Annotated in this window: 17 protein-coding genes and 4 pseudogenes; 9 read left to right on the forward strand and 12 right to left on the reverse strand. The window is 70.9% G+C overall.

Going from position 1 to position 22,457, the window contains the following annotated elements; all coding sequences use genetic code 11:
• The first annotated feature begins 31 nt into the window (after positions 1-31).
• The 4 genes from OG878_RS09115 to OG878_RS09130 are packed head-to-tail and all read left to right on the forward strand — an operon-like array spanning position 32 to position 3,613.
• A complete protein-coding gene (locus OG878_RS09115; protein WP_328886315.1) occupies positions 32-1,147 on the forward strand; it encodes an ABC transporter substrate-binding protein in 1,116 nt (371 codons plus the stop codon).
• Positions 1,148-1,189: 42 nt separating this feature from the next.
• The gene (locus OG878_RS09120) at positions 1,190-1,981 is read left to right on the forward strand and encodes an ABC transporter ATP-binding protein (RefSeq protein ID WP_328886316.1); all 792 of its coding nucleotides are present in this window, start codon (positions 1,190-1,192) and stop codon (positions 1,979-1,981) included.
• Positions 1,968-2,858 carry an ABC transporter permease gene (locus tag OG878_RS09125; RefSeq protein ID WP_328886317.1) on the forward strand — a complete coding sequence of 297 codons (891 nt, stop codon included), beginning with the start codon at positions 1,968-1,970 and terminating at the stop codon, positions 2,856-2,858. Before OG878_RS09120 ends, OG878_RS09125 begins: the two co-directional genes overlap by 14 nt.
• An 8-nt stretch (positions 2,859-2,866) precedes the next feature.
• Entirely contained in the window at positions 2,867-3,613 is a 747-nt protein-coding gene (locus OG878_RS09130) for a sirohydrochlorin chelatase (protein ID WP_328886318.1), read from the forward strand.
• Between the two features lie 13 nt (positions 3,614-3,626).
• Here the strand turns inward: OG878_RS09130 and OG878_RS09135 are convergent, their stop codons facing one another.
• From OG878_RS09135 to OG878_RS09145, 3 genes are all read right to left on the reverse strand, one after another.
• Positions 3,627-4,259, reverse strand: coding sequence for a mycothiol-dependent nitroreductase Rv2466c family protein (locus OG878_RS09135; protein ID WP_328886319.1), 633 nt, complete (start codon positions 4,257-4,259; stop codon positions 3,627-3,629).
• Positions 4,260-4,327: 68 nt separating this feature from the next.
• Positions 4,328-4,912, reverse strand: a complete 585-nt coding sequence (locus OG878_RS09140; RefSeq protein ID WP_328886320.1) for a TIGR03086 family metal-binding protein — start codon at positions 4,910-4,912, stop codon at positions 4,328-4,330.
• Positions 4,913-4,994: 82 nt separating this feature from the next.
• On the reverse strand, positions 4,995-5,993 hold the full coding sequence (locus OG878_RS09145) for a ketopantoate reductase family protein (protein WP_328886321.1): 999 nt from the start codon (positions 5,991-5,993) through the stop codon (positions 4,995-4,997).
• Between the two features lie 548 nt (positions 5,994-6,541).
• On the opposite strand from OG878_RS09145, the gene OG878_RS09150 reads away from it, so the two are divergent.
• Positions 6,542-7,363, forward strand: a complete 822-nt coding sequence (locus OG878_RS09150) for an ABC transporter ATP-binding protein (protein ID WP_443049246.1) — start codon at positions 6,542-6,544, stop codon at positions 7,361-7,363.
• Positions 7,364-7,453: 90 nt separating this feature from the next.
• On the opposite strand, the gene OG878_RS09155 is transcribed toward OG878_RS09150, so the two are convergent.
• The 5 genes and pseudogenes from OG878_RS09155 to OG878_RS09175 form a co-directional block, all read right to left on the reverse strand.
• On the reverse strand, positions 7,454-8,002 hold the full coding sequence (locus OG878_RS09155) for a DUF1697 domain-containing protein (protein ID WP_328886323.1): 549 nt from the start codon (positions 8,000-8,002) through the stop codon (positions 7,454-7,456).
• A gap of 89 nt (positions 8,003-8,091) precedes the next feature.
• Positions 8,092-9,294 carry a S8 family peptidase gene (locus OG878_RS09160; RefSeq protein ID WP_328886324.1) on the reverse strand — a complete coding sequence of 401 codons (1,203 nt, stop codon included), beginning with the start codon at positions 9,292-9,294 and terminating at the stop codon, positions 8,092-8,094.
• A gap of 263 nt (positions 9,295-9,557) precedes the next feature.
• A pseudogene (locus OG878_RS09165) lies at positions 9,558-10,024 on the reverse strand (extracellular solute-binding protein); the annotation flags it as partial.
• 181 nt (positions 10,025-10,205) lie between these two features.
• Positions 10,206-11,246: pseudogene (locus OG878_RS09170) on the reverse strand (IS200/IS605 family accessory protein TnpB-related protein); the annotation flags it as partial.
• 277 nt (positions 11,247-11,523) lie between these two features.
• Positions 11,524-11,970, reverse strand: a pseudogene (locus OG878_RS09175) (carbohydrate ABC transporter permease); the annotation flags it as partial.
• Between the two features lie 125 nt (positions 11,971-12,095).
• Here OG878_RS09175 and OG878_RS09180 point away from each other — a divergent pair.
• Entirely contained in the window at positions 12,096-12,962 is an 867-nt protein-coding gene (locus OG878_RS09180) for a phosphotransferase enzyme family protein (protein ID WP_328886325.1), read from the forward strand.
• A gap of 410 nt (positions 12,963-13,372) precedes the next feature.
• Positions 13,373-14,281, forward strand: a complete 909-nt coding sequence (locus OG878_RS09185) for a sulfurtransferase (RefSeq protein WP_328886326.1) — start codon at positions 13,373-13,375, stop codon at positions 14,279-14,281.
• Between the two features lie 192 nt (positions 14,282-14,473).
• On the opposite strand, the gene OG878_RS09190 is transcribed toward OG878_RS09185, so the two are convergent.
• The 3 genes and pseudogenes from OG878_RS09190 to OG878_RS09200 form a co-directional block, all read right to left on the reverse strand.
• A complete protein-coding gene (locus tag OG878_RS09190; protein ID WP_328886327.1) occupies positions 14,474-15,187 on the reverse strand; it encodes a 3'-5' exonuclease in 714 nt (237 codons plus the stop codon).
• Between the two features lie 86 nt (positions 15,188-15,273).
• A pseudogene (locus OG878_RS09195) lies at positions 15,274-15,585 on the reverse strand (exonuclease domain-containing protein); the annotation flags it as partial.
• Between the two features lie 71 nt (positions 15,586-15,656).
• Positions 15,657-16,889 carry an SAV2148 family HEPN domain-containing protein gene (locus tag OG878_RS09200; protein WP_328886328.1) on the reverse strand — a complete coding sequence of 411 codons (1,233 nt, stop codon included), beginning with the start codon at positions 16,887-16,889 and terminating at the stop codon, positions 15,657-15,659.
• A gap of 356 nt (positions 16,890-17,245) precedes the next feature.
• Here OG878_RS09200 and glgX point away from each other — a divergent pair, with 356 nt between their 5' ends.
• Entirely contained in the window at positions 17,246-19,429 is a 2,184-nt protein-coding gene (glgX, locus tag OG878_RS09205; protein WP_328886329.1) for a glycogen debranching protein GlgX, read from the forward strand.
• Positions 19,430-19,523: 94 nt separating this feature from the next.
• Positions 19,524-21,920: a malto-oligosyltrehalose synthase gene (gene treY, locus OG878_RS09210; protein WP_328886330.1), complete on the forward strand. Its 2,397-nt coding sequence runs from the start codon at positions 19,524-19,526 to the stop codon at positions 21,918-21,920.
• Between the two features lie 69 nt (positions 21,921-21,989).
• Here the strand turns inward: treY and OG878_RS09215 are convergent, their stop codons facing one another.
• Positions 21,990-22,223 (reverse strand): hypothetical protein, encoded by a 234-nt coding sequence (locus OG878_RS09215; RefSeq protein ID WP_328886331.1) that lies wholly within the window; start codon positions 22,221-22,223, stop codon positions 21,990-21,992.
• Positions 22,224-22,457: the final 234 nt, after the last annotated feature.

Genomic DNA, 22,457 nt, shown 5'->3' on the forward strand with positions numbered 1-22,457 from the left:
GAGTACCGGGCCAACGAGAGGAAAGCCTCCCGTGCCTGCCACCCGTATCACCCTGCGCCGCAGCCTCGCCGCTGCCGCCGCCCTGCCGCTGCTCGCCGTGGCACTCACCGCCTGCGGCTACGGCTCCGCGGCGAAGGACGACGACGCCGGGAAGGCGAACGTCGCCGCCGACGGCAAGAAGCTCTCCGCGGACACCGTCAAGATCGGCTACTTCCCGAATCTCACGCACGCCACCGCCCTGGTCGGCATCCAGGAAGGCCTGATCGCCAAGGAGCTCGGCGGCACGACGGTCGAGCCGTCCACGTTCAACGCGGGCCCGTCCGAGATCGAGGCGCTCAACGCGGGGTCGATCGACATCGGCTTCATCGGCCCCTCCCCCGCCATCAACGGCTTCTCGAAGTCCAAGGGCAAGAGCCTGCGGATCATCGGCGGTTCGGCTTCCGGCGGCGTGAAGCTGGTCGTCAACCCGAAGAAGATCAAGACCCTGGACGATCTCAAGGGCAAGAAGATCGCCACCCCGCAGCTCGGCAACACCCAGGACGTGGCGTTCCTCAACTGGATCTCCGAGAAGGGCTGGAAGGTCGACGCCCAGAGCGGCAAGGGCGACGTCTCCGTGGTCCGTACGGACAACAAGGTGACCCCGGACGCCTACAAGTCCGGTTCCATCGACGGTGCCTGGGTCCCGGAGCCGACCGCCTCCAAGCTGGTCGCGCAGGGCGCCGAGGTGCTGCTCGACGAGTCGACGCTGTGGCCGGACAACAAGTTCGTGATCACCAACATCATCGTGTCGCAGAAGTTCCTCAGCGAGCACCCGGACGTCGTCGAGGCGGTGCTGCGCGGTTCGGTCGCCACCAACGCATGGATCAACGCCAACCCGGACAAGGCGAAGGCCTCCGCCAACACCGCGCTCAAGAAGCTGTCCGGGAAGGCGCTGCCGGCCGAGGTCCTGGACCCGGCGTGGAAGTCGATCCAGTTCATCGACGACCCGCTGGCCGCCACGCTCGACACCGAGGCCAAGCACGCGGTGAAGGCCGGTCTGCTGGACGAGACGGACCTGACGGGCATCTACGACCTGAAGCCGCTGAACAAGATCCTCAAGGCCGCGGGCAAGCCCGAGGTCGACGACGCCGGTCTCGGCGTCAAGTAACCCCACCCCGACCGTTCCAGGATCTCCCAGGAGGTGACGACCATGGCGACGACCACGCTCACCAAGGCCGAGGACCGTGTATCGGCCGGGCACGCGGCCCGTATCGACCACGTCTCGAAGTCCTTCGGCGGACCGGAGGGACCGCAGCTCGTCCTGGACGACATCACGCTCGATGTCGCTCCCGGCGAGTTCGTCACCCTCCTGGGAGCTTCCGGGTGCGGCAAATCGACGCTGCTCAACCTGGTGGCCGGACTCGACCGCCCGACCGCGGGGTCCATCGAGACCCCCGGCGGGCGGCCGGCCCTGATGTTCCAGGAGCACGCCCTCTTCCCGTGGCTGACCGCGGGCAAGAACATCGAACTCGCGCTGCGGCTGCGCGGCGTACCCAAGTCCGACCGCCGCGCGGAGGCGGAGCGGCTGCTCGAACTCGTACGGCTGGGAGGGGCCTACGGGAAGCGGGTGCATGAGCTTTCGGGCGGCATGCGGCAGCGGGTGGCGATGGCCCGCGCGCTCGCCCAGGACAGTCAACTGCTGCTGATGGACGAGCCGTTCGCCGCACTCGACGCCATCACCCGGGATGTGCTGCACGACGAGCTGACCCGGATCTGGCGCGAGACGAACATCTCGGTCCTCTTCGTCACGCACAACGTGCGTGAGGCCGTCCGGCTCGCCGAGCGGGTCGTCCTGCTGTCGTCGAGGCCGGGCCGGATCGCCCGCGAGTGGACGGTCGCCATCGACCAGCCGCGCCGCATCGAGGACACCGCGGTGGCGGAGCTGTCCGTCGAGATCACCGAACAACTGCGTGGGGAGATCCGCCGACATGGCCAGCACTGAGACGACCGCCAAGGACGCCGCCCAGGACCTGGCCGGCCTGGAGGCGGGGCTCGACGCGCTCGATGCGGTGCGGGTGAGCCGGACTCCGGTCCGCCAGGTGCTCGTACGGAAGGTGCTGCCGCCGGTCGTGGCCGTCGCGCTGGTGCTCGTCGTCTGGCAGATCCTGATCTGGGCGAAGGTCACCGACGACTACAAGCTGCCGTCGCCCTCCCAGGTCTGGGACGAGGTGACCAACGCCTGGGCGCAGGGCACCCTGCTCGACTACATCTGGACGAGCGTCTCGCGCGGCCTGTTCGGCTTCCTCATGGCCCTCGCCATCGGCACCCCGCTCGGACTGCTGGTGGCACGCGTGAAGGTGGTGCGCGCGGCGATCGGACCGGTGCTCTCCGGTCTCCAGTCGCTGCCGTCGGTGGCGTGGGTGCCGCCCGCGGTGATCTGGCTGGGGCTCCAGCCCTCGATGATGTACGCGGTGATCCTGCTCGGCGCCGTCCCGTCGATCGCCAACGGTCTCGTCGCCGGTGTCGACCAGATCCAGCCGCTGCATCTGCGGGCCGGAAAAACGCTGGGCGCCACCGGGCTGCGCGGCACCTGGCACATCGTGCTGCCGGCCGCGCTGCCCGGCTATCTGGCGGGCCTGAAGCAGGGCTGGGCGTTCTCCTGGCGCTCGCTCATGGCTGCGGAGATCATCGCCTCGTCGCCCGATCTGGGCGTGGGCCTCGGCCAGTTGCTGGAACAGGGCCGCGAGACCAGCAGCATGTCGATGGTGTTCCTCGCCATCCTCCTGATCCTGACCGTCGGCATCGCCATCGACCTGCTGATCTTCAGCCCGCTGGAGCGGTGGGTGCTGCGCAGCCGCGGCCTCCTCGTCAAGAACTGAGTACCGCCATGTCCTCCCCCGTACTTCTCGTCATCGCCCACGGCAGCCGCGATCCGCGGCACGCGGCGACCGTGCACGCGCTCACCGCGCGGGTACGGGCGCTGCGGCCGGGGCTTCGGGTGGAGACGGGCTTCCTGGACTTCAACGCCCCGTCCGTGCCACGGGTGCTGGAACGTCTGGCCGCGGAGGGGACGGATGACGTCGTCGCCCTTCCCCTGCTGCTGACCCGGGCCTTCCACGCCAAGGCCGACATACCCGCCGTGCTGCGCGAGGCGCAGTCCCGGCTGGGCCGGCTGCGGATCCGGCAGGCCGACGTGCTCGGCCCGTCACCGCTGCTGCACTCCGCCCTGGAGCGGCGACTGCACGAAGCCGGGGTCCGCCCCGGTGACCGAAGCTCGACCGGGCTCGTCCTGGCCTCGGCGGGCTCCACGGACCCGGAGGCGATCGCAGTGATCGCTGAAATCGCGCGGGAGCTGCGGCACACCGGTTGGTGCGCCGTGCGGCCTGCGTTCGCCTCCGCATCTCTCCCCCGTACCGAGGACGCGGTACGGGCCCTACGGGCCGAAGGCCTCCGGCGCGTGGCGGTCGCCCCGTACGTCATCGCCCCCGGCCGCCTCCCGGACCGCATCGCCGCCGGTGCGGCGGAGGCCGACGTGCTGGCCGATGTGCTGGGCCCGGCACCGGAGTTGGCACGTCTGCTGCTGGCCCGGTACGACGAGGCGCGCGTTCCGGCCGCGGTCCGGCTCAGCGCTTGAGGGCTGACCCGAGTCAGCCGACGTCCAGACTGCCGGTGCGAGTCCGCTTGAGCTCGAAGAAGTCGGGACAGCCGGCGAGCACCCGGAAGCTGTCGAAGAGCCGCCCTGCCTCCTCGCCGCGCGGGACGGCGCGCAGCACCGGGCCGAACCACACCGTGCCGTCGACATGGATCGTCGGCGTCCCGACATAGCCGCCGGCCTCCGGGTCCTTGCCCGCCTCATGGCTGGTCCGCAGCGCTTCGTCGTACGTCTCAGCGTGCGCGGCGGCTGCCAGGGCGGCCGGCAGCCCCGTCTCGGCCAGGGCCTCGGCGATCACCTCGTCGAAGTCATCGTTCTTCTGCTGGTGGATGCGGGTGCCCAGGGCCGTGTAGAGGTCGCGCAGCACACCCTCGCCGTGGGCCGCGGCCGCCGCGACGGCGACCCGTACCGGTCCGATCGACTTGTCGACCAGTTCCCGGTACCAGTCGGGGAGTTCATTGCCGATGTTGTGCAGATGGAGGCTCATGACGTGGAAGCGGAGCTCGATGTCGCGCTGCTGCTCCACCTCGAGCATCCAGCGGGAGGTGATCCAGGCGAACGGGCAGGCGGGGTCGAAGTAGAAGTCGACGACGGCCCGTCGGCCACCGTGGTTCCGTTGAGTGGTCATGGCCCGAGCCTAGCCAGCCATTGGCATACGGACGCGGGCCAATCAACGCCGGTTCCGATGGGCCACTTTCAGGCGGCTGTCCACTGCGGATCACGTCCGCTGTGCGCCAGTGCACGCGCGAGGACGGTGGCCGATCCGGGCAGCCGGACCTCGTCACCGAAGCCGTCGTACTGCCGGTAGAGCTCGGCCGACCGGTCGACGACGTCGAGGACGTACCCGGCCGCCGCGTCGGAGAGCCTGAGCTCCTGGCCGGTCGCGCGGGCCACGTCCCAACTGTGCAGAGCCGTCTCCATGATGAGCATCGCGGCGATCTCGGCCGCCGGGGAAGACGCATGCCCCAGGTCGATGTCCCCCTCCCAGACCGCCGGGTCCGACCAGGCGGCGACGGCCCGGTCCAGCTGCGCCGCGTACTGCTCGGCCCAGTCGGCGTCGGCGGTGAAGTCACGGGCGGTGAGCTCGTCCGGCAGGGGTGTGCGCCGGGCGCGGTGCTCCAGACCGTGTGAGGTGTACAGCACCCAGTGGTTGATCAGTACCTGCAGATCCCAGCCGCCGCAGGGAGTGGCGGCCGCGACCGGCTGTTCGGCGCCGATACCGAGGGCGATGCGGGCGGCCTCGGCGGCGCATTCGGTCATGTGGGCGTACTCGCTCTTCATGCACGGGACGGTACGGCCGCCCGCTGCCGCCGGTCTTGAAGAAATGCGACAGGGGCCTGGCCGTGCCGGACGTCCCGCTCGCTCAGCAGGCGGCGTCGATGAGTGCGGTGAGTTCGGCCACCGACATCGATCCGGGCTCGCGGCGCTCGCGCGCGAACGCGTTCGCGGTGCGCTGGAGTACGGCGTTGACCGGTGCGGGCACCCCGTGCTGACGGCCCAGCAGCACGATCTCGCCATTGAGATAGTCGGCCTCGATGGTGCCTGTACCGCGGGTGAGGCTCTGCCACGACGATCCGGCGCCGCGCGGGGAGCCGTCGAGCGGTTCGAAGCGCATCCGGCCGCCGCGCGCCTTCGACTGTTCCTCCTGGCCGACCGCGTCGATACCGGCGGCCTCCAGGACCGCGCGGCCCTCGGCCAGTGCCCGCTCGACCAGGGGAGCGGCGTCCCCGGTGAGCGGTCCGGTGACCGCCTCGACCGCGTTGGCGAGGTTGGAGAGCAGCTTGCCGTACTTCCAGCGCATCACGTCCGGGACGACGGGGGCGAGCAGCTTCGACTTCTCCAGGTCGGCGGCGATCAGCTCGGCCGTCGTGTCCGTGCCGGTGGGATAGCACCCGAGGTGCAGGATGCCGGTCAGCGGGGTTCCGGCCGCCGACACCTCGCCCGGCCGGACGAAGGTGGCCGGCAGCCAGACGCACATGCCGTAGACCCGCCGGAAGCGGCGCAGCGCGAGACGTTCGCTCTCCACGCCGTTCTGCGCGCAGATCAGGGGCAGGCGTTCACCCGCGGTACCGCCGCCCGCCACGGGCCGGTCGCTCCAGGCGTCGAGCGCGGCAACGCTGTCCTGCGTCTTGACGGCGAGGACGAGTACGTCGTCCGGGGTCAGGTCGAGTGCGTCGGGCCGGTCGACGACGGGAAGCGCGTGGGTGCGCGGACCGTCCGGCGTGATGAGCCGGAGTCCGTGCGTGCGCAGCGCCTCGTACTGCGCGCCGCGTGCCACCAGGACGACGTCGTGGCCGGCCTCGGCCAGCCGACCGCCTATGGCGCCGCCGACAGCCCCCGTTCCCACGATGATGTAGCGCATCCCCGGCTCCGTTCGGTGCGGTCGTGTGTCATATGCCGTGATCAGATCCTATGCGCGGAGGCGGGCCTGTCGAGGGCCGGCCACCGGGGCCGGGCCTCGGCGCCCAGGAGCTGTCGGACCGGCCGGCCCGATCGGCCCGTTCCCGTTGCCCCGGCTGCATCCGGGCGAACCTGTCACCGAGCGGCTCGGGACTCCGGCACGCTGAGGCAGGGGAGTAAGATCCGTTTCATCGGCCTGGACACCCTCCCCGTCGGCCGACTGCACGAGGCACCGTCCCTGACCGGGATCACCTCGGTGCACACCCGCTGCCACGTCCGGCGCGGCGCTCGCCGGTATCACCGAACCGCATGGTGCCACCCGCGCGCAGACCGCCCCGACCCGGCTGCTGCAACCTCTCGCGCCTCTGTGCCGGACCCCGGGTACGGGTTCGCCCGCCCATCCGGCGGAGAACCTCGGGGCTGCGGCGATCCGCCTGTTCACCGAAGACATGAGCCGCCTGGAGGCGCGCGCCCCGAATGAAGGAGTACCTGCCGGTGACCACCACCTCTATGACCGCGCCTGTCCCGCCCACGGCTCCGGTACCGGTGATCCGGGCCGACGGCGTCCGGCTCGTCCGGGACGGCAGCACCCTGCTCGACTCGGTCTCACTGACCGTGCGCAGCGGTGAACACTGGGCACTGCTCGGCGCCAACGGTGCCGGGAAGAGCACGCTGCTCGGACTCCTCGGCGCGGTCACCCATCCCACCGACGGGTCGGTGGAGATCCTGGGACGGACGCTCGGCCGGGTCGACCTGCGCGAGCTGCGAACCCTGCTCGGGCACGTCAACCCGCGTCATCCGCTGCGTTCGCCGCTGTCGGTGCGCGAGGTGGCGCTGACCGGTCTGACCAACTCGGTGGAGCCGGTGCCGCGTTGGTCGGCCAGCATCGAACAGCGGGCACAGGCCGACCAGTTGCTGAAGATGCTGGGCATGGAGGCGAAGACCGGTTCGCGCTGGCCGTCGCTCTCGCAGGGCGAGCGGGGCCGTACGCTCATCGCCCGCGCGCTGATGCCGCGGCCCCGGCTGCTCCTCCTCGACGAACCGGCCACAGGCCTGGATCTCGCTGCCCGCGAACAGTTGCTGGACGCCCTGGACACCCTGCGCTCGGAGCATCCGCAGCTGGCGACGGTCCTGGTCACGCACCACCTGGAGGAGCTGCCCGCCTCGACCACGCATGCGCTGCTGCTGCGCGCGGGGCGCGTGGTGGCCTCGGGTCCGGCCGGCGAGGTACTCACCACGGACCGGGTCAGCGACTGCTTCGGGCATCCCGTTCGGATCGCCCGCACGGACGGCAGGTGGACGGCGCGTGCGCAGCGCGTCAGCCACGGCTGAGTACGGTCACGTGCGTTCGTGTGCCGTCACTCGTCGTCGCAGGGTCCCGCGGTGAACGGGGTGGTGGACGGGGCGACTGCGGGCGGCGGCTCAGTCGCGTGTCATCTCCACGAGCTTGACGACGGTGTTCCAGTTGCGTGAGGTGGCGGTGAGTCCCTTGGTGACAGCGGGGCGGTGGAGCGCCTCGGCAAGTCGGGAGCGGCCGAGTCCGTCGGGCGCGTAGAGGTAGAGCGCGCGGTCACCAAGCCGGAACTCCTCGGGGAGGAAGGCGTCGGCCTCGATCGCGGCGAATCGTGCGGCGTCCACCGGACGGTCGAAGTAGGTGACGTGCAGCTGCTTGCCCTCGAGTTCGCCGGCCGGGAACGGGCAGGCGTCGGCGACGGACGCGAGATAGGGTCCGTTGCGGATCAGACACGGGACGAAGAAGCCGAACCGGTCCTCGATGGCCCGTTCCAGCTGTGCGGTGAGCGCGTCCTCGTCGCCGGACGCGCTGCTGAAGACGGCGTTGCCGCTCTGCAGGTAGGTACGGACATCCCCGTGGCCCAGCTCCGTGAGCAGCGTGCGCAGTTCCGCCATCGGAACCTTCTTGTGGCCGCTCACATTGATCCCGCGCAACAGCGCCGCATATGAAGTGGTCATCGGAACACCCTAGGACGGTCCGCCCGAGGTGTGCGGCCGCCGCGCCCCGTGGGGGACGGCGCGGCGGCCGCCGTTTCGGTGGGTACCTGCTAGTCGACGACCTTCAGCAGCTTGTTCGGCGTGCCCTCGGTCGCATCGGAGATCGCGTCGGGGGTGGCGCCGTCGGTGAGTGCCGTGGCGACCTCCGCCGGGGTGGCGTCCGGGTGTCCGGCGAGGTAGGCGGCGGCGGCCCCGACGACGTGCGGGGTCGCCATGGACGTACCGGAGATGGTGTTCGTCGCGTCGTCGCTGTCGTTCCAGGACGACGTGATGTCCGAGCCGGGGGCGTAGATGTCCACGACCGAGCCGTAGTTGGAGAACGACGACTGCTCGTCGTCCACTGTGGACGAGGCGACCGTGATGGCCTCGGGGACCCTCGCCGGCGAGCCCTCGCCCGCGTCGGCGGACTCGTTTCCGGCAGCCACCGCGAAGGTGACTCCGGAGGCGATGGCCTTCTGGACCGCGGCGTCGAGGGCCGGGTCGGCACTGCCGCCGAGGCTCATGTTGGCGACGGACGGCCCCTCGTGGTGCGCGGTGACCCAGTCGATGCCGGCGACGACCTGCTCGGTGGTGCCCGAGCCTGAGTCGTCGAGGACCCGGACGGCGACGATCTTCGCCTTCTTGGCGACGCCGAACGTCGCACCGGCTATGGTGCCGGCCACGTGGGTTCCGTGGCCGTTGCCGTCGTCGGCACTGTCGTCGTTGTCCACGGCGTCGAAGCCCGAACTCGCCCGGCCGCCGAACTCCTTGTGCGTGACGCGGACACCGGTGTCGATGACATACGCCGTGACACCCTCGCCCGCGCTGTCCGGGTAGGTGTACGCGTGGTCGCCTGCGGTCCCGGTCTGGTCGATCCGGTCGAGTCCCCAGGACGGCGGGTTCTCCTGCGTGGCGTCGATGTGGAACTTCTTGTTCTGGACGACCTTGGAGACGGCCGGGTCGGCCGCGAGCCGCTCGGCCTCGGTCTGCGAAAGGCCGCTGGCGGAGAAGCCGTTGATGGCGGAGCTGTAGGTGCGCTTCAGCTTGCCGCCGTACTCCTCGGCGAGCTTCGCCTTGTCCGCCTTCCGGTCCAGCATCACGATGTAGCTGCCCGAGACCGCGGTCGCCGCGTCCGCGCCGTAGACCGTTCCCGTCGCGGGAGCGGGTGCGGCTCCGGCGAAGGACGTGCCCAGCAGGGTGACTCCGGCGGCTGCGGCCACCGCGGTGATCGCCGCGGTCAGCCTGGTCCGGGGTGTGCGCTTGTGCATGGCCATGAAGAGGGATCTCCTCGTCATTCTTTGTGGGGGGATTGGCCCCCGGCCGGAAAATCTCCGGGGGCTGGCTCGAAACCCTGGCCGATTGACGCGCTCAGATCAACCCCTTCATACAGCTGTGACTTATTCAACAAGGTTTCGTAATAAGAATTCGGCCAGCGGCGGCCAAGTCGGACGACCGACCCCAACGCCCCGCACAGGTAAGGGCCTTGCATGTGCGTGGGGCGCAGAGTGGAGAAGGACCTCGGCCGGTTCGCCGGGCCTCAGCGCTGGTAGCGGGCCCGTACCCGAATCCCGTCGTCGACCAGACGCCTGTTCAGCTCGTCCCGGCCGATCGCCCCGGTGTAGTACTCCTGCAGCGCGGGCGTGGCGACCTTGTCCTTCCACTCGGGGTAGCCGCGCACCGACTGGGCGGGCGCCGAGCGCAGCCCCTTCGCCAGGGCTGCGCCGGTCGCCCAGCCGTTCTCGGTGGTGTGCAGGGCCGGATCCGCTAGCGCCGCCGTGCCGGTCGGCAGCATCCAGTCGCCCTCTGCCAGGCGCACCGTGTTCGGTGGACGCAGCAGGAAGTCGATGAACTGCACGGCCGCCTTCTTGTGCCGGCTGGACTCGGCGACGGACAGGGTCTGCGGGCTCACGCCCTAGGCGAGTCCGTCGCTGCCGGCCGGGGCGGGAGGACCGTCCAATCGAAGCCCTCGGGGGCCTGTTCGACGACCTGCTGACGGTACGAGAACCGTTCCTAACCAGTGCGCATAAGTGAGTCTTGGACCCACTGCTGCGTACTGGGCGCATCCCGAACGGTTTTGGATGCGCTGGGTTCCCGCTTTCGCTTCCCGCTCGGCGACGGCCCTTTGGGGGGGGCGGTCCGTGGTGGGTGGGCAGGTTCCCTAACGCCCCCGGTCGCCTGGTCCGGCCTGGGCGGTCCGATGCCCCGCACGATCACTGCAGCCGAAGCGGTGCGGGTCACCGACCGGGTTGCCGTGCCGATCGAGCCGGTAGGCGGCGAAGTGGTCGGCGTTGGTGTCGACGCCGATCATGCCCCGGGCGCGGGCGGTCTCAAACGGGATGGTCTGCACGGCGGGGCGTTGCCAGGACGCGGTGAGGTACCAGCGTCCGCGCTCCGTGTCGAGGTGGATACGGTAGGCCACGGCCCGGTTGGCGGTGATGCGGTCGGCCCACTCCGCACCCCGGTGCGCGAACCCGATGCGGGCGGTGAGGATGTACCGGCCGTGCCGGGCGTTGGCCAGGTGCGCGAGCGGGGCAGGCAGCCTGATGCTGACCTCGCCGTCCGGGGTGACGCGGATCGTCTCGTTCCCGAACCGCTTCCCCGACTCACCATCCGCAGCAAGAAACCAGCGCTCCGCCTCCCACCGCTCCCGCCACTCGTCCTCGGTGAGACGGGCCTCGGCGAGATGGTGGCGGGTGTTGAGGAGACGCTTGCCACCCCGCACCACACGCACCCGTCCCGCCTGCCAGTCGGCAACAGCCGCCGTGTGCCGCGCCTCCAGTGCCGCGAGGCGGCGGGACTTGCGGAACCACTCGCTCTTCGACCGGTAGCCACCCGCAGCGCGCTTGGTGCCCTTCTCCCCGATCGGGAGGGAGAGCCGGTGCCGCAACGTCTTGATCCCGGCAACCAGGTTCTGGATGTGCGCCACCTGGCAACGGCGAGCCAGCGCCCACTGATCATGCGTGGCCTTGGTGATCGCACCCGCGATCCGCGACGACGACACCCCGGTCAGCTCCCGCTTACGCGACGCCCAGGTGTCCGCACCGTGCCCCAGACCATCCGCACAGCGGGCCTTGAGATCACCGGACGCCAGCGCCCCCTGATGCGCACCGACCGCACGCAACACCCTCTCGTCCCGGGGGGTCAGGTGCTTGAGACGATCCCGGACCGCCACCCCGCAAGGCCCAGGCGCCACGAAGGACGCCGCCAGCTTCCGTAAACCACCCACCACATCACCCCGCCCTCAAGGCCCCCCCTGCCACCCAGCCCAACGAGCCACAACCGCCAAGGTCACCCATTCGGCCCCAGAACCCCCGTTCCCACCCCCACAAACCCACCCACAGGACTCACTCCCGCTCGCTACAACTCACTTCGATGCAGCAAACCGACAGCAGCTCGCAACCCCAGCGAGACCATCGCGTATCGCCCGCCGAACAGCCCGGGGAGGGTGTCGCTGCCGCTCATGCCGAGCGCGGTGCGGGCAGCGCTGTGGTCGGTGTTGACCTGCCGACGACCACTTCGGGCATCGCCCACGGGATGATCGCCAGAGCCCTCGCCAGCCAGCGCATCCGCAGGTTCTGGTTGAGCAGGAGGGCGAGGCCCAGCGCCAGCACGAACTGCGGGACGGTGACGCCGACCGCCCAGACCAGGCCGATCCGGAACGAGTCCCAGAAAAGGGCGTCGTGGAGCAGGTCCTGGAAGTTCAGCCCGCCGACCCACTGGGTGGACCGGGTGCGGCCGGACTGGGCGTCGGTGAACGCCAGGGCGATGCCGTAGAGCAGGGGGCCGACGCTGAGGATCAGGATCGGGATCAGGGCGGGCAGGACCAGGAACCAGGTGCCGGCGTTCCGGTCGATCCGCGGAACCTGTCCGTCCTGTCTTCCCTGCCCGGGCCGTCGGCTGCCGGGCGGACCCTGCCGCCCGGATCGCACGGTTGCATTCGCCAACGTCATGAATTCGACCCCCTTGCGTCATTGGATCGGTTTCATCCAGTCCTGGCCGCTCAGGTGGCCTCCGCCATGGTGCTGACGGGTCGTCGATTCGTCAAGGTGGCCTGCACGGATGCGAAAATCGGACCATGAACGAGATGCGTGCGCGCGAAGTCCTGACCGCTGCCGGACTGTCCGACGGCGCGAAACTGATCGCGCTGGGCGAGAACGCGGTGTTCGCCGTCGGCGACCTGGTCGTCAAGGTCGGCCGGAACGCCGTGCAGAACCCGGAACTGCGCAGCCGGGCCCAGCGCGAGGTGGCCGTCGCACAGTGGCTCGCCACCTCCGGGATCCCCGCCGTGCGGGCGGCGGAGCCGCAGGCACGCGTGGTCGAGGGTCACCCGGTGACGGTCTGGCACCGGCTCCCCGACGCGGTGCGGCCCGCCGAACCGCGGGATCTGGCGCCGCTGCTCACCATGGTCCACGCCCTGCCGGCCCCGGACGGGCTCGTGCTGCCCCGGCGGGAGCTGCTGGGCGGTGTGGAGCGGTGGCTGCAGATCGCGGGCGACGCGATCGATCCCGCCGACGCCGCGTATCTGCGTGAGCGGCGCGACGGGTTCGCGGCGGCCGCGGCGGCGCTGGTGCCGCATCTGCCGCCGGGGCCGATCCACGGTGATGCGCTGCCGCGCAACGTCCATGTCGGTCCGGACGGGCCGGTCCTCGTGGACCTGGAGACGTTCTCCGCGGATCTGCGCGAGCACGATCTGGTGGTCCTCGCGCTGTCCCGTGACCGGTACGGGCTCGCAGCCGAGGCGTACGACGCGTTCACCGCCGCATACGGCTGGGACGTACGGGAGTGGGACGGCTGCGCGGTGCTGCGGGGGGCCCGGGAGACGGCCAGCTGCGCCTGGGTCGCACAGCACGCCCCGGGCAACCCGAAGGCGCTCGCGGAGTTCCGGCGCAGGGTGGCGTCCTTGCGGGAGGGTGACACGGCGGTGCGGTGGTATCCGTTCTGAGGGCTGTCCCCTCATAGCTGGTGGATCAGCGCGCGGCGTCAGATGTGGAACATCGCAAGGCGAAGAAGTGTCCTCATACGGAGCGCATTCGTACGTTCCGACAACGCAGCGAGGTGCCGCAGCTGTCGTCGTGCGCCCGCCGGGGATGACGGGACGGCCCTCAGGACGGTGTCGCCGGGGTCGTCCGGCGGCCGATGTGTCCTCGCATCCGCGGACGGGTCCGAGGATGCGGATCGACTCCGTCTCGCCCCGGCAGCAGGGCGACCGCTTCGTACCCACCTGTCTGACGACCGGGTGGCGTTCTGTACGAGTGCCGGCCGCACCGATGGTGGCCGCCGGCATGGAGACGCCGGCCGCCTGATTCGATGAGCAGGGCGTACAGCGTTCGATCGAGACCCAGGAGGGCACGCATGAGCAGTCCGGACCCGAACCAGCCGCTCGTCGGCCTCACCCTGCCCGGCCCACTGGTCGACGAGGACTGGCTCGCGCCGCGGCTCGGCACGCCCGGACTTGTGATCCTCGACGCCTCCGTGGGCGCGCACCGGGGCGCTGGACAGCGGATACCGGGGGCGCGGCCCTTCGACATCGACGGGGCGCTGTCCGACCACTCGGCCGCCGTGCCCCACACGATGCCCGACGCCGGCCGGTTCGCCGAGGAGTTGGGTTCCCTCGGCGTCGACGACGGCAGCACGGTCGTCGTCTACGACGGCGCGGGCATTTACTCCAGCGCCCGCGCCTGGTGGATGCTGCGGGCGATGGGGTTCGACCGGGCCGCGGTGCTCGACGGCGGTCTGCCCGCCTGGGCCGCGGCCGGACTGCCGGTGGAGAACGAGAAGTCCGCGTACTGCGGCCCGCACGGCAGCTTCACCGCCCGGCCCCGCCCCGGGCTGTTCGTCGGCAGCGGCCAGGTGACGGCAGCACTGGCCGACCCCGCATCGGCCGTCTTCGACGCCCGCACCCGGGAGCGCTTCACGGGCGAGGTCGCGGAACCCCGCCCCGGGCTGCGCGGTGGCCATATGCCCGGGGCGGTGAATCTGCCCTTCGGTGAACTCCAGCACGACGGCCGGATGCGCCCGGCACACGAGCTGCGCACGGCGTTCGCGGCGCTCGCGGGAGACCGGGAGAAGCTGGTCCTCAGCTGCGGTTCGGGGGTCACGGCCTGCGTGCTGGCCCTGGGGGCCGAACTGGCCGGCTACTCCGAGCCGGCCGTGTACGACGGTTCCTGGAGCGAGTGGGGTCTCCCCTCGCACCTGCCGGTCGTGAAGGGTCCTGGTACGGAGGACCACCGGGCCGTCGGTCCCGACGACGTCGTCCGATGAGTGACGGGCATTCACGGGCTGCCGCCGCGCCTGGAGTCGCCGGTGGTCCTGGCGGGGGGCGAGGAGGACCGCGCGGCCGTCGTCACGCACCCGCGGCGAGTCCATGCAGGCCTTCTGGCCCGCCCCCGAGGAAGGCCGGGCGGATCGCCCTCGGCCACCGCGCCGACACGCGGTGAGGGCTGACCGGCGCGGTCATCGCTGTCGGGGAATGAGCGGCCAGGCCGGCTCGACGACTGCCGTCGGATCCGCGGTGCGCCGCAGGTAAGCCTGCAAGGAGACCGACTGCTCGGCCGCCGCGCGCACCTGAAGATCATGTAGCTCCGCCAATGACATCAGGCCGACGGGCTGGTGCTTCTCACCCATGCGTTGCACCACACGGGCGGCAGCCACCGCATCCGCCCTCGCGTTGTGCGCGTCGTCGAGCGACACCCCGTAGTGCGCACACAACGCGTGGAGCGCCCGCTTGCCCTTCCGGTACTTGTCGACATGCTTGTCGATCACCAAGGGATCGATGACGGGCGAAAGTGCGTTGCCCAGCCGCTCGCTGATCGACTCGACCTCGTACCGCCGACACTCACGGTCCAGCAGTGAGAGGTCGTAGCGCGCGTTCATCACCACCAGAGGCATGCCGGCACGCAGCCCTTCGGCAACGGCCCGCGCGATCTCCTCAATTGCCGCGGCGGCCGGTGCCCCGTGCTCGCGTGCATGCTCCGTCGAGATGCCATGGATCGCCGACGCCTGCTCGGGTATGGCCACTCCGGGATTAAGCAGCCAGGTTCGTTCCTCCGCGACGGCTCCGCCCGGATCCAGCCGCACGACCGCCGCTGTGACAATGCGGTCGGTCTCGACGTCGGTACCCGTGGTCTCCAGGTCGAAGGACACCAACGGCCCACTGATCCAGCTCATCACGCGGCGCTCATTCCGGCGTGGGCTGTCAGCCGACGCCGCGCTTCACCATGAGACACCTGAGACACGCCTGGCGTGCGGGGATAAAAGGCCGCGTTGTACGCGACGACCGGCACTCCCCGGCGCCAGTAACCCGTGAGCGTCTCGGCGATCTCGTCCGCCACCTCGCCTGCCGGGCGGCCCTCCGCCGCTGCCCGCTTGCTGCTGATGCCGTGGATCGCCGACGCCTGCGCGGGGATCCGGATCCCCGGATCCGCCAGCCAGATGTGCTGTCGCGCCGGCTCCTCGTCCCTGCCGTCGACGCCGACGACCGCGGCCGTCACGATCCGGGCCTCCAGCGGCTCCGTGCCTGTCGTCTCCAGGTCGAAGCCGACCAGCGCCTCGCGGTGCCAGCTCATCCCGTACCTCCTTCGTGGTGCTCTCCCCCAGGTGATGACCACCCTGCCATGCGCCACTGACAGCGGTGGCCTCAGGAGACGGGGCGCGAGTCCGTCCACACGGACTCGAATTCCTCGCGGTAGGTCTCGAAGAGCCCGTGGTCGTGGTCCTGTCCCGCCCGGACCACCGCGCGGCCCCCGCCCCGCAGCACCAGCACGGGCGCCTCCATGCCGCGTGCGCGCCGCAGATACGGCTGGACCACGCCCACCGCGTCCGCGCCGTCGCCGTCCACCAGATAGGCCGTGAAGCGTGGTGTCTCGTCGAAGACGTGGATCTCGAAGGCGCCCGGATCACGGAGCTTGGAGCGGACCCGGCGCATATGGAGGATGTTCATCTCCACGGACCGGCTCAGCTCGCCCTTCTTGAGGCCCAGTTCCCGTTCGCGGCGCTTGACCGCGCTGCTCGCCGGGTTGATGAAGAGCAGCCGGATCCGGCAGCCCGACTCGGCCAGCCGGACGAGCCTGCGGCCGGAGAAGTTCTGCACCAGCAGATTGAGGCCTATGCCGATCGCGTCGAGGCGGCGCGAACCGCCGAAGAGGTCCTCGGCGGGGAGCTGGCGCTGCAGCCGGACCCGGTCGGGGTGGACGGAGACCACATCCGCATACCGGTCGCCGACCAGTTCCTCGACGGCGTCGACCGGCAGCCGGTCGGCGGACGGGACCGCGGCGCCGCTTCCGAGGATCTCCAGGAGCCGCGCCGAGGCGCGCTCGGCCTGGGCGAGAACGGCCTCGTTCAGCGCGCGGTTGCGGGAGACCACATTGCGGGCGACCTCCAGTTCGTCGAGGGCCAGTTCGACGTCGCGCCGGTCGTCGAAGTACGGCTCGAAGCACGGCCAGTGCTGGACCATCAGCTCCCGCAGCTGCGGGAGCGTGAGGAAGCTGAGCACATTGTCGTCCGCCGGGTCGAGCAGGTACCCCTTGCGGCGGGAGACCTCGCGTACGGCGACGGCCCGCTGCACCCATTCCTGCCCGGCGGGGCCCGCCGCGGCGACCACCCAGTCCTCGCCGTGCACCGGTTCGTAGATGGGCAGGAGCACCGCGGCGACGACGGCGCGCAGTCGCTGCTCGACCAGATTCAGCCAGATGTACGCCCGCCCGGCACGCTGGGCCCGGGTCCGGACCTCGCTCCAGGCCTCCGCGCCCCAGCCCAGTTCGGCGCCGATCTCCATGGGCTGCGCAAGCGATACCGCCCCTGGCGGGGCGTCGACGGATTCCCCCTCGTGACCTGGGTCACCTGGGGGCAGCTCGAATCCTCCCGAGCTCACCCGCGCACCGCCTTCCGCTCCCCCACCAATGATCAAGGAAGGGTACTCCGCGAGCGGGATCCGGTGCAGCCGGATGCACAGGCTCCTTTCTCAACTCCCCCATCAACAAGGCTCGTTCCCGTGGCAGGATGTGCCGTAGTGAGCCGATTCATAGTGATTAAGCACCCTATTCAGGATCGCATACCGGACGTGTGCCCCGGTCAGGTTCTCGGATTCCGGTTCCGGGCGGCACGGAGTGGACCGATGTTGACAGGACCGGCCGACGTCCTAGGTGCGGGCCACTCTTTCGGGGAAGATCTGGCCGGTCGGTCCCAAGTGCCCCCAGCACCCGGATCAGAAGTGGAAGAGTCATATCTATGCAGGTCTGGCCGGGACAGGCGTATCCCCTCGGTGCCACGTACGACGGCGTCGGCACCAACTTCGCGGTCTTCTCGGAGGCCGCCAACCGAATCGAGTTGTGCCTGCTGCACGACGACGGTTCCGAGACGGCGGTGGAGCTGAGGGAGACCGATGCCTTCGTCCGCCATGCCTATCTGCCAGGGGTGATGCCCGGTCAGCGGTACGGGTTCCGGGTCCACGGGCCGTACGAGCCGCAGCGCGGGGCCCGTTGCAATTCGGCGAAACTGCTCCTCGATCCGTATGCGCGGGCGGTCTCCGGGCAGATCCGGTGGGGCGAGGCGGTGTACGGCTATCCGTTCGGCCGGCCCGACGCGCGCAATGACCTCGACTCGGCGCCGCACACCATGACATCGGTGGTGGTCAACCCGTACTTCGACTGGGGCGACGACCGGCGGCCCCGTACGGACTACCACCGCACAGTGATCTACGAGGCCCATGTGAAGGGCCTGACGATGCTCCATCCGGGGCTGCCGAAGGAGCTGCGCGGCACCTACGCGGCGCTCGCCCATCCGGAGGTCATCGCGCATCTGACGGAGCTCGGGGTCACGGCGATCGAGCTGATGCCGGTGCACCAGTTCGTCCAGGACCACCGGCTGGCGGATGCGGGGCTCGCCAACTACTGGGGCTACAACACCATCGGTTTCTTCGCCCCGCACAACGCGTACGCCTCCCGGGGCGACCGGGGCGAGCAGGTGAGCGAGTTCAAGCAGGCCGTACGGGCGCTGCATCAGGCGGGCATCGAGGTCATCCTCGACGTGGTCTACAACCACACGGCCGAGGGCAACCATCTGGGGCCGACGCTCTCGTTCCGGGGCCTGGACAATGCCTCGTACTACCGGCTCGCGGACGACCAGCGGTACTACATGGACACCACGGGCACCGGGAACTCGCTGCTGATGCGGTCGCCGCACGTGCTCCAACTGATCATGGACTCGCTGCGGTACTGGGTGACCGAGATGCACGTGGACGGCTTCCGCTTCGACCTGGCGGCCACGCTGGCCCGGCAGTTCCACGAGGTGGACCGGCTGTCGTCGTTCTTCGACCTGGTACAGCAGGACCCGGTGGTCAGCCAGGTGAAGCTGATCGCCGAGCCGTGGGACGTGGGCGAGGGCGGCTACCAGGTGGGAAACTTTCCGCCGCTGTGGACCGAGTGGAACGGCAAGTACCGGGACACCGTGCGGGACCTGTGGCGGGGCGAGCCGCGGACCCTCGCCGAGTTCGCCGGGCGGCTCACGGGCTCCTCGGACCTGTACCAGGACGACGGCCGGCGGCCGCTCGCCTCGATCAACTTCACCACGTGCCACGACGGGTTCACGCTGCACGACCTGGTCTCGTACAACGACAAGCACAACGACGCGAACGGCGAGGGCAACCGGGACGGCGAGAGCCACAACCGGTCGTGGAACTGCGGCGTGGAGGGCGAGACGGACCAGCCGGGGGTGCTGGAGCTGCGCGAGCGGCAGATGCGGAACTTCATCGCCACGCTGATGGTGTCGCAGGGGGTGCCGATGCTGAGTCACGGCGACGAGTTCGCGCGCACCCAGCGAGGCAACAACAACGCGTACTGCCAGGACAGCGAGCTGTCGTGGGTGCACTGGCCGGAGCCGAAGAAGGCCGGTGCCGAGGACGAGGACGTCGGCGAGGACGTCGACGGGGACGACGGCGGGACGGACTCCGTCGCCGCCAGCAGCCTCCTGGAGTTCACCCGTGCGATGGTCTGGCTCCGCCGCGACCACCCGGTCTTCCGACGCCGCCGGTTCTTCCACGGACGACCGGTGGAGGGCACGCACGACGAGTTGTCGGACATCGCCTGGTTCACGCCCGAAGGCCGTGAGATGACGCAACGGGACTGGCAGGCGGCGCACGCCAAGGCGCTGACGGTCTTTCTGAACGGGCACGCGATCTCGGAGCCGGGGCCGCGCGGCGAGCGGATCTCCGACGACTCGTTCCTCCTGATGTTCAATGCGAGCGCCGACACGCTGGAGTTCTCCGTTCCGGTGAACCATGGGCGGCAGTGGGCGGTCGTGGTCGATACGGCGAGCCCGGACGGAGTACGGCCGGGGGCGGGGCCGAAGGTGTCGGCGGGCGACACGGTGAGGCTGGTGGGGCGGAGCATGGCGGTACTGCAGCGGCCGGCGTAGGGGTGGGCGGGGTGGGGCGGAGTCCACCGCTCGTCCGGATGGATCGGGCGGCTGCGATGTCACAGTCGGTGTCAGGCTGGGTACGTACGTTCGCATGACGCCCACCGCCACGTACCGGCTTCAGCTCCAGCCCGACTTCCCGTTCTCGGCCGCCGGGCACACCGTGCCGTATCTCGCCGCGCTCGGCGTCTCCCATCTGCATCTGTCCCCGGTGCTCGAGGCCGTGCCCGGCTCCACCCACGGCTACGACGTCGTCGACCACAGCCGTGTCCGGGCCGAGCTCGGCGGTGAGGAGGGGCTGCGGCAGCTGGCGCGCACGGCGCAGCAGCACGGGCTCGGGCTGGTGCTCGACATCGTGCCGAACCACATGGCCGCCGTCCCCCGGCACAATCGCGCGCTGTGGGAGACCCTGCGCGAGGGACCCGGGTCCCCGTACGCCCGCTGGTTCGACATCGACTGGGCGGCGGGCGGCGGCAAGGTGCTGCTGCCGGTGCTCGCCGGCCGGATCGGCGACGAGAGGGAACGGTTGCGGGTCGACGGCGAGGTGCTGCGCTACGGCGAACAGGAGTTCCCGCTCCGGGCCGGAACCGCCGCTCTTGAGCTGACCGAACTGCTGGACGCCCAGCACTACCGCCTCGGCTGGTGGCGGCTGGCCCGTACCGAGCTGAACTACCGGCGGTTCTTCACCATCTCCGACCTCATCGGACTGCGGGTGGAGGACCCGGAGGTCTTCGCCGCCACGCACGGCAAGATCCTCGAACTCGTCCGGGACGGTGTCGTCGAGGGGCTGCGCATCGACCATCCGGACGGACTCGCCGACCCCGGCTCCTATCTGGAGCGGCTCGGCGAGGCGGCCGGCGGGCGGTGGACGGTGGTGGAGAAAATCCTCACCGGCGCCGAGCCGCTGCCCGCGGGCTGGGCCGTCGCCGGGACGACCGGGTACGACGCGCTGCACCGTATCGACGGGTTGTTCACCGATCCGATGGGCGCCGCCGAGCTGCTCGGCCGGTACCGGGAGTACGCGAACCCGGCCGGGGACCGCGGCGGCTACTGGACGGCGACGGTCCGCCGGGCCGCGTACCGGGTGGTCACGCATGAACTGGCCGCCGAGACCGGGCACCTGACCCGTCTCGCCGTGCGAATCTGCGAGGCGGACCCCGCGCTGCGCGACCACGCCCCGTGGGCGCTGCACACCGCCGTACGCGAACTGCTCGTCCGGGTCCCGGTCTACCGCCCGTACGTCGCGGCGGGCGGGCCCTGCACGGAAGCTGCGGAGGCGACGCTGCCGGACACGGCCGTACGGGACGCCAGGGCGATGTTCTCCGTGCCGGAGGAGTCGGCGGCCGTCGATGTGGTGCGGGATCTGGCACTCGGGCGGCTCGGTGGCGGGCCGGACCGGGCGGCGTTCTGCGCCCGGTTCGCGCAGACCGCCTCCGCGCTGCGGGCCAAGTCGGTCGAGGACACGGCGTACTACCGGTACGTGCCGCTGGTCTCGGCGACCGAAGTCGGCGGTGACCCCGGGCTCCCGGCGGTGACCCCCGAGGAGTTCCACGCGTTCTGTGCCCGGATGGCGCGCGACTGGCCCGCCACCGGCACGGCGCTGACCACCCATGACACCAAGCGCAGTGCGGACGTACGGGCCCGGGTCGCGGTGCTGTCGCAGTGCCCGGATCAGTGGTCGGAGCTGCTGACGGAGCTGGGACGGGCGGCGCCGACGGCAGCGCCCGATCCGCAGCTGGCCTGGCAGGCCTGGCAGACGGCGTTCGGCTGCGCGGGGCTGCCGGCCGCGGAGATCGCCGGGCGGCTCGAACCGGCGCTGCTGAAGGCGGTGCGGGAGGCGGGCCTGTTCACCAGCTGGACCGAGCCCGATCCGGTGTACGAACGTGCGGTGACGGACTTCGTCGCGGCGGGTCCGGCCGCCGACACGGGTCCGGCGCGGGCAGCGCTGGAACGGTTCGCCGCCGCGCTGGAGACGTTCGCGCAGGACAACATCATGGGCGCGGCGCTGGTGCAGCTGACGATGCCCGGGGTGCCCGACCTGTACCAGGGGACGGAGCGGGAGTACATCGCCCTGGTCGACCCGGACAACCGCAGGCCGTTCCACCGTCCTCCCGAGGACGGGCCCGTGGACGAGAAGGCCTCGCTCACGGGAGCGGCGCTGCGGCTGCGGCGCGAGCGGCCTGAGCTCTTCGGGGAGTCGGGGACGTACACCCCGCTCGCCGCACAGGGGCCGGCGGCCGCGCACTGTCTGGCCTTCTGCCGTTCGGGCGAGGTGGTCACGGCGGTGACCAGGCTGTCGTTGCGGCTGGCCGAGTCGGGCGGCTGGCGCGGGACGGAGCTGGCCCTGCCGGACGACGGGCCGTGGACCGATCTGCTCACGCCGGGCCGGGAGTACGCCGGGGGTCCGGTCGACGTGGCCGAGCTGTTCGCCGAGCGGCCGGTGGCGCTGCTCAGCCGGGTCGTACGAGGAGGGTCCGCGGGCCGCGGGTGAGCAGGCCGGTGACGGTCGGGCGGAATCCGTCCGCCCAGCGGAGCCGGGGCATGGCGTCGAGCAGGGCGCTCAGCCCCTGCTCGGCCTCGACGGGCCCGTCCGGCTGCCGGTCCGCGGCCGGGGCGTGCAGAGCGTGCTGCCGTGGCAGAGCCCACGGGGTGCCGGGCTGCCGCGCGGGGCTTCGTCCCGCGCGAAGCCGGCGAACCGCGGGTCGGTGAGAGCGGCGGACACATCCGCGTACCGGCTGAGCAGCCAGGCACCGAGGGGCACGTCGTAGCTGAGCGGGTACTCCTCGCGCAGCACGCGATAGAGCCGGTACGGGTCCTGCGCGACCCCGGGGGCGAGAAGGCTGGATCCGGTGCCGGGGCTGCCGGTCCCAGCGGTGCGGGCCGATCACACGGGGCGGCGGTCGAGGCCCGGGAAGGGCGGGCGCATGGGATCCGGGAGGTTCCTGGGCGTGGGTACGGGTATGCCGTCGGGCGCGTCGGCCTGCATCCGTACCCCCCTGGCTCGGGTGCGCCGCTGTACGGCGCGGAT

It is taken from the genome of Streptomyces sp. NBC_00316 (assembly GCF_036158715.1).
In the GTDB taxonomy this organism is placed as follows: Bacteria; Actinomycetota; Actinomycetes; order Streptomycetales; family Streptomycetaceae; genus Streptomyces.